The organism is Azoarcus sp. TTM-91, from assembly GCF_012911025.1.
GTDB lineage: Bacteria > Pseudomonadota > Gammaproteobacteria > Burkholderiales > Rhodocyclaceae > Azoarcus.
The window spans coordinates 1-12,356 of the sequence record NZ_WUEI01000035.1; the positions used below are offsets into that span (position 1 = coordinate 1).

General features: G+C 70.1%; 12 protein-coding genes. 6 read left to right on the top strand and 6 right to left on the bottom strand.

Features of this window, described 5'->3' with window-relative positions; genetic code table 11:
* The coding region (locus GRF61_RS11605) for a helix-turn-helix domain-containing protein (protein WP_282447194.1) at window positions 1-195 on the top strand (195 nt) is incomplete at its 5' end.
* Between the two features lie 180 nt (window positions 196-375).
* Here GRF61_RS11605 and GRF61_RS11610 read toward each other — a convergent pair.
* The 4 genes from GRF61_RS11610 to GRF61_RS11625 form a co-directional block, all read right to left on the bottom strand.
* Window positions 376-987, bottom strand: coding sequence for a glutathione S-transferase family protein (locus GRF61_RS11610; protein ID WP_169150819.1), 612 nt, complete (start codon window positions 985-987; stop codon window positions 376-378).
* A gap of 194 nt (window positions 988-1,181) precedes the next feature.
* Window positions 1,182-2,654 carry a methyl-accepting chemotaxis protein gene (locus tag GRF61_RS11615; protein WP_169150820.1) on the bottom strand — a complete coding sequence of 491 codons (1,473 nt, stop codon included), beginning with the start codon at window positions 2,652-2,654 and terminating at the stop codon, window positions 1,182-1,184.
* Window positions 2,629-3,150, bottom strand: coding sequence for a PAS domain-containing protein (locus tag GRF61_RS11620; RefSeq protein ID WP_169150821.1), 522 nt, complete (start codon window positions 3,148-3,150; stop codon window positions 2,629-2,631). The genes GRF61_RS11615 and GRF61_RS11620 overlap by 26 nt, the downstream gene beginning before the upstream one ends.
* Before the next feature lie 48 nt (window positions 3,151-3,198).
* Window positions 3,199-4,368, bottom strand: coding sequence for a THUMP domain-containing protein (locus GRF61_RS11625; protein WP_169150822.1), 1,170 nt, complete (start codon window positions 4,366-4,368; stop codon window positions 3,199-3,201).
* A gap of 180 nt (window positions 4,369-4,548) precedes the next feature.
* Here GRF61_RS11625 and mobA point away from each other — a divergent pair, with 180 nt between their 5' ends.
* A complete protein-coding gene (mobA, locus tag GRF61_RS11630) occupies window positions 4,549-5,163 on the top strand; it encodes a molybdenum cofactor guanylyltransferase MobA (protein WP_169150823.1) in 615 nt (204 codons plus the stop codon).
* Window positions 5,164-5,168: 5 nt separating this feature from the next.
* Here mobA and GRF61_RS11635 read toward each other — a convergent pair whose 3' ends face one another.
* Together GRF61_RS11635 and GRF61_RS11640 are read right to left on the bottom strand one after the other, a co-directional pair.
* Window positions 5,169-5,579: a CopD family protein gene (locus tag GRF61_RS11635; protein ID WP_133590168.1), complete on the bottom strand. Its 411-nt coding sequence runs from the start codon at window positions 5,577-5,579 to the stop codon at window positions 5,169-5,171.
* A 27-nt stretch (window positions 5,580-5,606) separates the two neighbouring features.
* Window positions 5,607-6,485: an NAD-dependent epimerase/dehydratase family protein gene (locus GRF61_RS11640; protein WP_169150824.1), complete on the bottom strand. Its 879-nt coding sequence runs from the start codon at window positions 6,483-6,485 to the stop codon at window positions 5,607-5,609.
* Between the two features lie 22 nt (window positions 6,486-6,507).
* On the opposite strand from GRF61_RS11640, the gene GRF61_RS11645 reads away from it, so the two are divergent.
* The 4 genes from GRF61_RS11645 (at window position 6,508) to GRF61_RS25045 (ending at window position 12,345) form a co-directional block, all read left to right on the top strand.
* A complete protein-coding gene (locus GRF61_RS11645) occupies window positions 6,508-7,527 on the top strand; it encodes a CDP-6-deoxy-delta-3,4-glucoseen reductase (RefSeq protein ID WP_169150825.1) in 1,020 nt (339 codons plus the stop codon).
* Between the two features lie 10 nt (window positions 7,528-7,537).
* Window positions 7,538-8,674: an HDOD domain-containing protein gene (locus GRF61_RS11650; protein WP_169150826.1), complete on the top strand. Its 1,137-nt coding sequence runs from the start codon at window positions 7,538-7,540 to the stop codon at window positions 8,672-8,674.
* A 30-nt stretch (window positions 8,675-8,704) separates the two neighbouring features.
* Window positions 8,705-10,201, top strand: coding sequence for a methyl-accepting chemotaxis protein (locus GRF61_RS11655; RefSeq protein WP_169150827.1), 1,497 nt, complete (start codon window positions 8,705-8,707; stop codon window positions 10,199-10,201).
* A 149-nt stretch (window positions 10,202-10,350) separates the two neighbouring features.
* The gene (locus GRF61_RS25045; protein WP_169150828.1) at window positions 10,351-12,345 is read left to right on the top strand and encodes an ATP-binding protein; all 1,995 of its coding nucleotides are present in this window, start codon (window positions 10,351-10,353) and stop codon (window positions 12,343-12,345) included.
* The last annotated feature ends 11 nt before the right edge of the window (window positions 12,346-12,356 follow it).

Consider the following 12,356-nt stretch of genomic DNA (forward strand, 5'->3'; position numbering starts at 1 on the left):
GGCGACGACCGCGCCCTGCCGCTGGCCCGCCGCCTGGAGCAGGCCGAGCGCCGCTTCATCAGCGAAGCCCTGCAGGAATGCGGCGGCAACGTCGCCACCGCCGCCGAGCGCCTGCAATTGCCGAAGAAGACCCTGTACGACAAGCTCGCCCGCCTGGGCATGCATGCGGATGAGTTCCGGCATGCGGGTGGGTGATCACGACCCGGATGGGCGAGGGGAGGAAGCGCTCACCAACCTCGCACGTAGCCGCCCCTGACGGGGCGCCCCCTCTCCCCAACCCTCTCCCACGAGGGGAGAGGGGGTGCGCTTGCGGCACTGCCAGCTTGGCTGAGTACGATTGGCGCAGACGCAAGAGGCCGCCGCAGGGGAAACCCCTCAATCGTGCGGCCGGGTTGCCGCCATTGCAGGCTGCGCGTCGAAGCGGGCGAACCAGGCGGCGAGTTGCGGATGGCCGCCACGCCAATCGAGCTCCGGGAAGCGGAAATCCAGGTAGCCCAGGGCGCAGCCGAAGGTGATCTCGCCGATGTCGCAGCCCTCCACCCCCAGCGCCGCCGCCTGGCGCTCCATCTCTGCCAGGGCGTCGCGCACCTTCTCCAGCTGACCGTCTTCCCACGGTTGCCAATGCAGCTCCGGCGGCCGGGCGACGCGCTCGTAGCGGGTCAGCACCGCGGCGTTGAGCAGGCCGTCGCCCAGGGCCTGGCGGGTTAGCGCCTGCCAGCGCGCCGGGCCGGCGGCGGGAAACAAGCCGCCGCCGTGGGTCGTATCCAGGTATTCGCAGATCACCCGGCTGTCGTACAGGAAGAGGCCATCGTCGGTCTGCGCCGATGGCACCTGGGCGAGCGGGTTGAAGCTGCCGATGCGTTTGTCGCGCTTCACCGGATGGGCGGCGGCTGCGAGCTGTTCGATGCTGCCGGCGACGCCGAGCAGGTGGGCGCAGACCATGACCTTGCGCACGAAGGGCGAGGTCGGAGCGTAGTAGAGCTGCATGGAGAGTCCTCATGGTTGCGGCCGGGCCGGGTTGAGCGGAACGGCCGCCCCGCCCAAGCCGGCCGCGTCCGCATTCTGGCGCGCTTCTGCGGCGGCGCACAGCCGGCAGATGGCGGGCGGGCGGCGGTCAGACCCGGCGCCGAAGCGCGCCGCCGATGATAGACCCGCGCGCGGCCTCGCCCCTCACCCCGGGCTCACCCCGCCATCGGCTTGCTGTGCCGCTCCGCCACCATGCGGTCCAGCAGTTCCACCACCTCTTCGCTGGCCTGCTCGGCGTCGCGGAAAGCGGCGAGGATGTCCTCCTGCACCCGGGCGTCCGTTTCCCAGCCGCCGTCCATCAGCGCCACCGCATCGGCCATGCGCTTGTGCACCGCGCCGTGCGGCTGGGCAAGGCGGCGGTAGGCTTCCAGGCCGGCAAAGCGCTGCGCCTCCGCCGACGCCAGCCAGCGGCCCAGGCGGCAGTCGTCGCCGCTGACATGCACCGCGGCGGCCTGCTCGGAGGCGGTGCCGTGGTCCAGCGTCAGGTAGGCGTTCTGCTTGAACACAAAGTGATCCACCTTGGCCAGCGAGGTGAAGCTGACGTCGTGCACATAGTCGATGCGCGCCAGCGATTGCCGGGCGCCGTCGGCGAAAGCGCTGAAGCGTGCCTCCAGTTCGGCGACGCTGCCGCGGGAGGCCTCGGCCAGTTGCCGCATCTGCGCCGCGTCCTCCTGCATCTGCGCGGCTTCCTCGCGCAGCGCGGTCATCACGCCGGCGATCTCATTGGATGCGCCTATGGTGTTCTCCGCCAGCTTGCGCACCTCGTCCGCCACCACCGCGAAGCCGCGGCCGGCCTCGCCGGCGCGGGCGGCTTCGATGGCGGCGTTCAGCGCCAGCAGGTTGGTCTGGTCGGCGATGCCCTTGATCAGGTCCACCGAGCGGGTGATCTCGCCGCTGCGGGCGTTGAGCTGCTCCACTTCGCCGCCCACGCGCTCCACCTTGGCGGCGATGGCGGCCAGGTCGTCCACCACCACCCGCATGGATTCCCGGCTGCTGTCGGCCTCGCCGGCGGTACTCGCGACCAGCCGCTCCAGCTCCTCGGTGGCGGAAACGATGCCCAGCATGTCTTGCTGGTTGGTGCGCATGTTGTTCAGCAGATTGGCGGAGTTGAGCTGGCCGGTGCGCGACAGCAGGTGGTTGCGCCTGTCCTCGCGCCAGGTACGCTCCATGACCGCCAGCGACTGGTTGCTGTCTTCCAGCGCCTGGCGGAACACGCCGTGCAGGCCGGCGGACTGGGCAGGGCGGTGGAACTCGCCGCGGCCAGCGCTGGCCAGCGCGCTGCGCTGTTCGCGGAAGCAGGTTTCCAGCTGGTCCAGCATGTCATTCATGTCCCAGCACAAGGCGGCGAACTCGCCCTCGCCCATGCCGGTGACGCGGCCGCCCACCTTGCCGGCCGCCGCATCCCGCAGCACCCGCGACACCGCCTCCAGCGGCCGCAGCGCGGAGGCCGCCGCGCGCAGGTAGAGCAGGCTGGAGACGATGGCGACCACCAGCACCGTGCCGGTCCAGGCGAAGTCCACGCCCTGCCAGCCGCGCAGCGCCAGTACCGCCAGCGCAACGCCGGCCAGCAGCAGGTTGAGGGCGAGAAGCTGCAGCCGCAGCTTAGAAAGAAAGGACGAATTGCTCATAGCTCAGTCCTTTGGCGGCAAGTACCTCGGTGAGTAGGGCGAGCGAGGCCGACATGGCGTCGCGCGGGCCGGCTTTCTGCTCCGCCGCCAGCATGTCGCGGTAGAGCGCGGTGCAGGCCTGCACCGCGGCGGCGGGCGGCTTGCGCCGCACCGAGAAGTAGCCCTCGACGCGACCGTCCTCGCCGTAGGAAGGGGTGACGTTGGCGAGCACCCAGTAGAAGCCGCCGTCCTTGCTCATGTTCTTGACGTAGGCGAAGCACTCGCGCTCGGCGTGCAGGCTGTCCCACAGGAACTGGAACACGCCGCGCGGCATGTCCGGATGGCGGATGAGGTTGTGCGGCGCGCCCAGCAGCTCGTGTTCGGCGTAGCCGGCGAACTCGATGAAGATGCGGTTGCAGTAGGTGATGCGGCCCTTGAGGTCGGTCTTGGAGACGATGAAATCGTTCTCCCGCATCGTCCGCTCCAGGGCGGTGGGGGTCGCCCGGTACTTCGCCATCGCTGTTCTCCTTTTTTCTGGTGGCAAAGAAGTATTGCGGCCGCCGGCTCAGGAACTTGAATCGTCCTCCGCCGGGCGCCGCCGCATGCTGCCCGCGATCATGCGGTATTCGTACAGCCGGCACTCCAGCGCGCCGTTGAACAGCGGCGTGCGCCGGCTGGCCTTGAGGCCGATGAGCTTGGGCAGCGCGGTGTCGCCACTGAAGAACAGGCAACGCCAGCCGCTCCAGCGCTGCTTCAGCGCGTCGCCCAGACGCGGGTAGAAAGCGGCCAGTTCCTCCGCCTCGCCGATGCGCACGCCGTAGGGCGGATTGCTCACCATCACGCCTTCGGCGGCCGGCGGCTGGCGCTCCAGCACGTCGGCGCGGTCCAGCGTCACGCACTCGGCCAGGCCGGCGGCCTGCAGGTTCTCGCGGCTGCGGCGGACCAACTCGCCGACGATGTCGGAGCCGAAGATGGGCAGCGGCCGCGCCGCTTGCCGGCGCTTCTCCGCCGCGCCACGCAGCGCCGCCCAGGCGGCACGGTCGAAGTGGCGCAGGCGCTCGAAGGCGAAATGGCGGCCGAGACCGGGGGCGATATCCAGCGCCATCTGCGCCGCCTCCAGCAGGAAAGTGCCACTGCCGCACATCGGGTCCAGCAGGGTTTCGCCCGGCTGCCAGCCGGACAGGCGCAGGATGCCGGCGGCCAGGTTCTCCTTCAGCGGCGCCTCCACCGCGGCCGGCTTGAAGCCGCGCTTGTACAGCGGCTCGCCGGAGGTATCGATGTAGAGGGTGGCGGTGTCGGCGGTGAGGAAGGCATGGATGCGCACCGCCGGGTTGGCGGTATCCACGCTGGGCCGGCGGCCGGCCACGGTGCGGAAGTGGTCGCACACCGCGTCCTTGATCTTCAGGGTGATGAATTCCAGGCTCTTCAGCGGCGACTTCTGCGCGGTGACGTAGATGCGCAGGGTGTCGTCCGGGGTGAACCACTTCGCCCAGGTAACGCTGTAGGCCAGCTTGTAGATGTCGATCTCGCCGCGGTAGCGGCCCATGCCCACCCGCCACAGCACCCGCGTCGCCAGCCGGCTCTCCAGGTTGGCGCGGTAGCAGGCGCTCCAGTCGCCCTGCCAGGTCACGCCGCCATGCACTGCCTCCGCCGCGGTCGCGCCGCAATCGCGCAGTTCCTCCACCAGCAGGGCCTCTAGGCCGCGCGGGCAGGGGGAAAAGAAATGTTCGGCCATGGCGGACTCCGGTGACGGCGGGCGGACCCGCGAAAAGGCGGCATTGTATCGCCGTGGCGCGGCGGCGTTAGGCCGGCTGGCGGCGCCCGGGGGGCGACGCGGGATGGCCGCGCGCCGGCTTGGCTGCCGCACCGGGCTAGAATCTCCGGACCGCCCTCCCTTCACGCCGTCGCCGCCACCATGTCCGACACGTCTCCCGCTTCCCCCCTGCCCGCCGTCACCGGCGTACTGCTCGCTGGCGGCCAGGGCAGCCGCATGGGCGGCGTCGACAAGGGGCTGGTGACGCTGGACGGCAAGCCGATGGCAGCCTGGGCGCTGGCGCGGCTGGCGCCGCAGGTGGACGAGGTGCTGATCAACGCCAACCGCAATGCGGAGGCCTATGCGGCGCTGGGCTACCCGGTATTCGGCGACGACATTCCCGGCCAGCCCGGCCCGCTCGCCGGCCTGCATGCGGCGCTGCTGCAGGCGCGCCACCCGCTGGTGGCGACCGCGCCCTGCGACTCGCCCTTCCTGCCGACCGACCTGGTCGCCCGCCTCGCCGCCGCGTTGCTCGCCACCCAGGCCGACCTGGCGGTGGCGCGCAGCGAAGGCCGCAGCCAGCCGGTGTTCTGCCTGTGCCGGCGCGAGCTGGCCGGCTCGCTGCGCGCCTTCCTCGACGGCGGCGGCCGCAAGGTGTCGCAGTGGCATGCGGCGGTAAAAGCCGTGGAAGTGAATTTCGACGATGTGGCGGCGGCCTTCCGCAACATCAATACGATGGAAGAACTGGCCGCCGCCAGCCGGCCGCCGGCGCCCTGAACGGCTCAGAAGGGCTTCAGCACCACCAGGAAGACCACCGCGAACAGCACCAGCACCGGCACTTCGTTGAACACCCGGTACCAGCGGTGGCTGCGGCGGTTGCGGCCGGCGGCAAAGTCGCGCATCAGCCTGCCGCAGTAGAGGTGATAGGCAATGAGGCCAACCACCAGCGTGGTCTTGGCGTGCAGCCAGCCGCCGCTGAAGCCGTAGCCGAACCACAGCCACAGGCCGAGGCCGACGGCGAGGATGCCCAGCGGCGTCATGAAGCGGTAGAGCTTGTGCTCCATCAGCGCCAACCGCTCGGCGGTGGCGGCGTCCTCCACCATGGCGTGATTGACGAACAGGCGCGGCAGGTAGAACAGGCCAGCGAACCAGCTGACGACGAAAATGATGTGCAGCGACTTCAGCACCAGCATCGGGAAAAAACTCCAGGCAAGGGATGTTCAGCGTTCGGCGAGGGCGGCGCGCAGGCCGTCGTCCACCGTGGGATAGCGCAGCGCCAGCCGCAACTCGCGCTTCAGCCTGTGGTTGCACAGGCGGCGCGATTCGGCCATGAAGGACAGCGTCAGCGGCGACAGCACTTGGGTGATCTCCGCGCGCGCCAGGCGCGGCGGCCGCGCCAGGCCGAAGGCATCGGCGACGCGATCGAAGTAGTCGCCCATCTTCAGCGCGCTGTCATCCACCGCGTTCACCACCCGGCCGCCGCGCAGGCGGAACAGCGCCGCACAGGCAAGGCGGGCGAGGTCTTCGGCGTGGATGTGGTTGGTATGCACATCGTCGTCGGCGCTCAACACCGGGTCGCCGCGTTGCAGGCGCTCCAGCGGCAGACGGTCGGCGGCGTAAATGCCAGGGGCACGCAATATGCCGACGGCAACACCGTTGCGGCGACCGAAGCCACGCAGCGCATTCTCGGCCGCCACCCGCCGCCGCGCCCGCGCGCTGGCGGGTTTACAGGGCCGGCACTCGTCCGCCCAGGCGCCCGCGCAGTCGCCGTAAACCCCTGTCGTGCTTATGTATACAAGGCGCTGTGGTGGTAGACTCCGCCGACCCGCCAGCGCCGCAGCCAAGCGCGCCGTGCGAGGGTCGCCCTCGCCATGCGCCGGGGGCGGCGCGAAGTGCAACACCGCGTCGGCCAGGCCGCTCAGCCGACGCAGGCTGCGGCGGTCGTCGAGGTCGCCGGCGATGGGCAGCGCGCCCAGCGCCCGCAGGGCGGCAGCGCCTTCAGGCCGGCGCGACAGCACATACACGCGGAAACGCCGCACCAGCCACGGGATGGCCCGCCTGGCGACGTCGCCACCGCCGACGATCAACAGTCTTTTCATCGATCCATTCTATCCCACGCCCATGTCGTTCCAGATCACGCTCCAGCCCGGTGGCCAGACCTTCGAGGCCGCCCCCGACCAGACCATACTCGAAGCGGCGCTGCAGGCCGGCCTGCTGCTGCCCTACAGCTGCCGCGACGGCGCCTGTGGTGCCTGCAAGGGCAAGGTGCTGAGCGGCGAGCTGGACCGCGGCCTGTATTCCGAAGGCGCGCTGCCGCCCGCCGACCGCGACGCCGGCTACGCCCTGTTCTGCCGCGCCCGCGCCTGTTCCGACCTGGAGCTGGAAGCGCGCAACGTCACCCGCGCTGGCGACATCCCGGTGAAGAAGCTGCCTTGCCGGGTGCAGAAGCTGGAGCTGGCGGCGCCGGACGTGATGATCATCGAGCTCAAGCTGCCCGCCAGCGAGGCCTTCCAGTTCCGCGCCGGCCAGTACATCGACATCCTGCTGGCCGACGGCCAGCGCCGCAGCTTCTCCATCGCCAACGCGCCGCATGACGCCGGCCGGCTGGAGCTGCATGTGCGCCGGATCGACGGTGGCCGCTTCACCGGCCACGTCTTCGAAGGCATGAAGGAGAAGGAGATCCTGCGTTTCGAGGGGCCGCTGGGCACCTTCTGGCTACGCGAAGACAGCCAGCGCCCCATCGTGCTGGTGGCCGGCGGCACCGGCTTCGCGCCGATCAAGGGCATGGTGGAGCACGCCATCCATGTCGGCCTGCAGCGGCCGATCACGCTCTACTGGGGGGCGCGCGACGCCACCGGCGTGTATATGGACACGCTGGCGCGAGATTGGGCCGCCATGCTCTCTGGCTTCCGTTATATTCCGGTGCTGTCGGAAGCGAAGGATGAAGCCTGGGACGGCCGCCGCGGCCTGGTGCATGAAGCGGTGCTGGCCGACTTCGCCGATCTCTCCGGCCACGAGGTGTACGTCTGCGGCGCGCCGGCCATGGTGGATGCGGCCCGCCAGACTTTCGTCGGCACCCGCGGCCTGCCTGAGGACGCCTTCCACGCCGACGCCTTCACCTTCGCCAACCCAGCGAGCTGACGCCAAACGCATGAGCCAGACGACCGTCCTCACCCGCGAGCCCGTGGTCAACAAGAACCGGGCGATCACCGCCAACCGGCTGGTCGCCCACGGGCCCAACATCGCGGCGGTGGCGGAAACCCTGAACGAGCTGGCGGACGTCTGGCCGGGCCACCACACCGTCTTCGTCAGCCTGGGCCGCCTCGTGCCCACGCCCGATCTGCTGGCCTGGCAGATTCCAGCCAACGCCATGATCGAGATTCCGGCCCAGGCACTGAATCATCCGCAGACCCAGGCGCTGCTGCCGCAGCTGCGCGAAACCCGCAACAGCGTCTGCCTCACCTGGCATACGCCGGGCGGCGTGGTGCCGGCCGGCGCCGACTGGCGCTTCTCGCTGATGGATGCGCGCAAGCATCCGGCGCCGGATGGCGCCCCCGGCCTGGCGCTGGCCTGGGGCCTGCCCGACGTGCCGGCCTTCCGCGAGGCGGTGGGCAAGGGCTACGACGGCGCCTCCGGCTGGTTCTTCCTCAACGGCAACCCGGTGGCGAAATCGCTGTCACCCGGCCATGCGCAGATCGTCCGCCTGCTCAACCTCGTCCGCAACAACGGCGACATCAAGGAAATCGAGGCGGTGCTGAAGCAGGACGTGGCGCTGTCCTACAAGCTGCTGCGCTACATCAACTCCGCCGGCTTCGGCCTGATGTGCGAAATCCAGTCCTTCCGCCACGCGGTCAGCATCCTCGGCTACACCAACCTCAACAAGTGGCTGTCGCTGCTGCTGGTCACCGCCAGCCGCGACCCCGGCGCGCCGGCGATGATGCAGACCGCCATCGCCCGCGGCCGCTTCATGGAGGAGATAGGCTCCGCCTACTTCGACAAGTCCGAGCGCGACAACCTCTTCATCACTGGCGCCTTCTCCCTGCTGCACGTCCTGCTCGGCACCTCGATGCAGACCCTGCTCAACGAAATGCTGCTGCCCGCGCCTGTCACCGATGCCCTGCTGCACGACCAAGGCGAGTTCGCCCCCTTCCTGCGCCTGGCGCGCCACTGCGAGAGCTTCGACGCCGCCAACCTGCTGGCCGCCGCCGAGGAGTTGCACCTGGAGCGCGAACAGCTCAACCGCGCCCAGCTGATCGCCCTCGGCTTCGCCGACAGCCTGCAAGCCTGATTCCACCCAACCAACGCCCGGGGAGGCGTGATGAAGAATCTGAAGATCGGTCACAAGATCGGCTTGCTGATCGCCCTGGCGGTGCTTGGCTACCTGGTCAACATCGTCATCGGCCTCACCAGCTTGCGCGACAACCTGGTGGAAGACCGCAAGCTCAAGACCCGCAACGTGGTCGAAGTGGCGCTGGGCGTGGTCACCCGCTACCACGCCCAGGCCCAGGCCGGCGAGATGAGCGAAGCGGCGGCGCAGCAGGCAGCCATGAAGACGCTGCAGGAGCTGCGCTACGACGGCCAGGAGTACTTCTGGATCCACAGCGGCGAGAACCGCATGGTGATGCACCCGACCTCGCAGCAACTGCTGGGCAAGGACCTCACCGACTTCAAGGACACCAACGGCAAGCGCCTGTTCGCCGACATGACCGCGGTGGTGCGCGACAAGGGCGCCGGCTTCGTCGAGTACCACTGGAACAAGCCCGGCAGCACCGAACCGGTGCCCAAGATCTCCTATGTCGCCGGCTTCAAGCCGTGGAACTGGGTGATAGGTTCCGGCATATACGTGGATGACGTGGATGCGGTGTTCCGCGACAGCGCGCTGAGCCAGGGCGGTCTGGCCACCCTCACCCTGGTGCTGATGGTGGCCTTCGGCGTGGTGGTGATGCGCAGCGTGGCGCGGCCGGTGCAGCAGATGCAGGCGGTGATGGAAGCGCTGGCCGAGGGCGACCTCACCGTGCATGCCGAGAGCACCGGCAACGACGAGGTCGGCCACATGATGAAGGCCACCGAGCGGATGATAGAGCGCACCCGCAGCACGCTGATCGAGGTGCTGGAATCCACCGCCTCGCTCGCCAACGCCTCCGCCCAGGTCAGCCTCACCTCCCAGTCGCTGTCGCAGGCCGCCAGCGAGCAGGCGGCCAACATCGAGGAGACCACCGCCTCCGTCGAACAGATGGCCGCCTCCATCGCCCACAACCGCGAGAACGCCGGCGCCACCGAAGCCATCGCCGCCCGCGCCGCCACCGACGCCCAGGCCGGCGGCGAGGCGGTCAGCGAAACCGTGGGGGCCATGCAGGCCATCGCACAGAAAATCGGCATCGTGGACGACATCGCCTACCAGACGAACCTGCTGGCCCTGAACGCCGCCATCGAGGCCGCCCGCGCCGGCGAGCACGGCAAGGGCTTCGCCGTGGTCGCCGCCGAGGTGCGCAAGCTGGCCGAACGCAGCCAGGTCGCGGCCCGCGAGATCGGCGAGCTGGCCGGCTCCAGCGTCAGGCTGGCCGAGCGCACCGGCAGCCTGTTCGAGGAGCTGTTGCCCAGCATCCAGAGGAACGCCGCACTGGTGAAGGAGATCGCCCTCGCCTCCGAAGAGCAGGCCGGCGGCGCCGCCCAGATCAGCGTGGCGGTGAGCCAGGTCAGCCAGGCTACCCAGCACAATGCCTCCTCCTCCGAGGAGCTGGCTGCTACCGCCGAGGAACTACAGGCCCAAGCCAACCGGCTGCAGGAAACGGTACGTTTCTTCCGTGTTAACTGAGGCTTGCGCGACATACCCCGGAACGCGCAACGCGCTCCGGATTCAACTAAAGTCGCATATCCCCGCGGCAACGCGACTTCGATCACATCCCCCGGCGGGGGCGCTGGTTACAATCCGGCCAAACACCAACGACCGGCTCAGCGCCTCCGATGACCCCCGCCGCGCCCAGCGCGTTCCGCCCTCAGCCCCTGCCGGAAAGCAGCGCCACGCTGCTGCGCCTGCTCGCCACCGCAACGCCCAACTGGGCGGAGGCGGCACTGGTGGCCGCACGCGACCCGGCGCTGTGCCTGCTCCTGCTGCTGGCCGCACCGCTGGCGGAAGGCGAGCTGGACGGCGGCCTGGACCTGGCGCTGCGCCAGCGCCTCTCCACCCTGGGCGCCGACCTGCTGCGCGCCTGGCTGCTGGGCTTGCCGCAGACGGATAACGGCGGCGACGGCCAGCGTGCCCTGCTGGTGGCCGAATGTGCCCTGCACCTGGCGCTGGAAACCCGCTATCCGCGGCCGGACGAAGCCTACCTAGGTGGCCTCTGGCTCACGCCCTCGGCGCTGGGCCTCGGCCAGCGCAGCGGCGACAGCGAAGACCCCGGCCCGCTCTTCCTCGCCGACGACGGCCGCAGCCACCTCGCCCGTCTGGTGCATGCCTGTGGCCTGCCGGACACCCTGGCCGACGCGGTCGAGCTCGGTCCGCTGCTGGACGAACAGGCCCTGGCCGCGCATCCGCTGGTGCGACTGCTGAAAGCCGCCGACTCCCTCGCCGGCAAAGGCTGGGAGACGCGTGGCGAGCGCATCGCCAGCCTCACCGGACTCACCACCGGCAGCCTGCACAGCCTGCGCACCGACGTCGGCTACATCGTCTCCGGCCATGCCGCCTACCCGCCACCGGCGCCGCGGCTGCCAGCGCTGCCGGCCAGCGCCCCCGGCATCGCCGACGACCCTTTCCGCAGCGCCGCCCTGCACGGGCTGGTCACCGCCGCCTTCGCCGACCAGTCCGAAGAAGCCACCGCCGCCCGCCTGCGCATCGCCACGCCGCTGCTCACCGGCCAGCGCCAGTTCCTGCTGCTCGCCGCGGCGGACGACGGCCTGCTGCATCCGCTGCTGCCCTGCCCCGCCGGCACCGCCGCCGCCCGCATCCAGGAGTTACGGCTGCGCGAAGAAGACGAAAGCAGCGTCATCGCCCTGGCACTGCGCAGCGGCCGGCCAGCCGCTTACCTGCCGGCCGCCGCCGCTCCCGGCCGCAGCATGGCCGACTGGCACATCGGCCGCTGGCTGGGCCGGCGCGGCTTCTGCTGCCTGCCGCTGCCGCTGGCCGACGGCCGCCATGCGGTCGCCCTGCTGGCAGTGGACAGGGAGCAGGAACTGAGCCCCACCGAGCGCTGGCTGCTGAACGAACTGCTGGGGGCGGGCGCCCGCGCCATCGTCGGCGCCCGCCGCCTCCAGGAACAGGCCGGTGCCCGCGAAGACGCCCTCAAGGGCCGCTTCCGCGAGCATGTGCGGCGCATCGCCCACGAAGCGACCAACCCGCTCACCGTGCTCAAGACACGGCTGGGCCTGATGGCCCAGAACCAGCCGGAAGACGAGGCGCTGCAGGACGAGATGGGCCTGCTGAACGCCGAACTGGACCGCATCGGCAACCTGCTGCGCCGCGCCGGCGATCTGCCGGCCGACGAAAGCGAGCTGCCGCGCTGCCGCGTCGGCGAGTTGCTTCAGGAGATGCGCACGGTCTACGGCGACGCCCTGTTCGCCAGCCGCGACATCCATTTCGAGCTCCGCATCGCCGACGGCGTGGCGCCGGCCGCCATGCCGGCCTCGGCGCTCAAGCAGGTGCTGCTGAACCTTTTCCGCAATGCCTCCGAGGCGCTGCAGCCCGGCGGACGGCTGTCGGTTGCCCTGGTTGGGCAGGTCAGCGTGGATGGCCGCAACTGCGTGGAAATCCGCCTGATAGACAACGGCCCCGGCCTGCCGCCGGAGCGCGCCGCCGATCTCTTCTCGCCGCGCCCCTCCAGCAAGGGCGGCGGCCACCAGGGCGTGGGGCTGAGCGTGGTCCGCGACATCCTGGTGCAATGGAAAGCGTCCATCCTTTGCCGTAGCCAGCCGGGCAGCGGCACCAGCTTCCAGGTCTTCGTCCCTCTGGAACAATCCCGCTGACTGTTGCATTA

Excerpts from the sequence above, each read along its gene's own strand:
- GRF61_RS11650 (WP_169150826.1), top strand. The coding sequence starts at position 7,538 with ATGAGCCAGACGACCGTCCTCACCCGCGAGCCCGTGGTCAACAAGAAC.
- GRF61_RS11655 (WP_169150827.1), top strand. The coding sequence starts at position 8,705 with ATGAAGAATCTGAAGATCGGTCACAAGATCGGCTTGCTGATCGCCCTG.
- GRF61_RS11645 (WP_169150825.1), top strand. The coding sequence starts at position 6,508 with ATGTCGTTCCAGATCACGCTCCAGCCCGGTGGCCAGACCTTCGAGGCC.
- GRF61_RS11615 (WP_169150820.1), bottom strand. The coding sequence starts at position 2,654 with ATGAGCAATTCGTCCTTTCTTTCTAAGCTGCGGCTGCAGCTTCTCGCC.
- GRF61_RS25045 (WP_169150828.1), top strand. The coding sequence starts at position 10,351 with ATGACCCCCGCCGCGCCCAGCGCGTTCCGCCCTCAGCCCCTGCCGGAA.
- GRF61_RS11620 (WP_169150821.1), bottom strand. The coding sequence starts at position 3,150 with ATGGCGAAGTACCGGGCGACCCCCACCGCCCTGGAGCGGACGATGCGG.
- GRF61_RS11610 (WP_169150819.1), bottom strand. The coding sequence starts at position 987 with ATGCAGCTCTACTACGCTCCGACCTCGCCCTTCGTGCGCAAGGTCATG.
- GRF61_RS11625 (WP_169150822.1), bottom strand. The coding sequence starts at position 4,368 with ATGGCCGAACATTTCTTTTCCCCCTGCCCGCGCGGCCTAGAGGCCCTG.
- GRF61_RS11640 (WP_169150824.1), bottom strand. The coding sequence starts at position 6,485 with ATGAAAAGACTGTTGATCGTCGGCGGTGGCGACGTCGCCAGGCGGGCC.
- GRF61_RS11635 (WP_133590168.1), bottom strand. The coding sequence starts at position 5,579 with ATGCTGGTGCTGAAGTCGCTGCACATCATTTTCGTCGTCAGCTGGTTC.
- mobA (WP_169150823.1), top strand. The coding sequence starts at position 4,549 with ATGTCCGACACGTCTCCCGCTTCCCCCCTGCCCGCCGTCACCGGCGTA.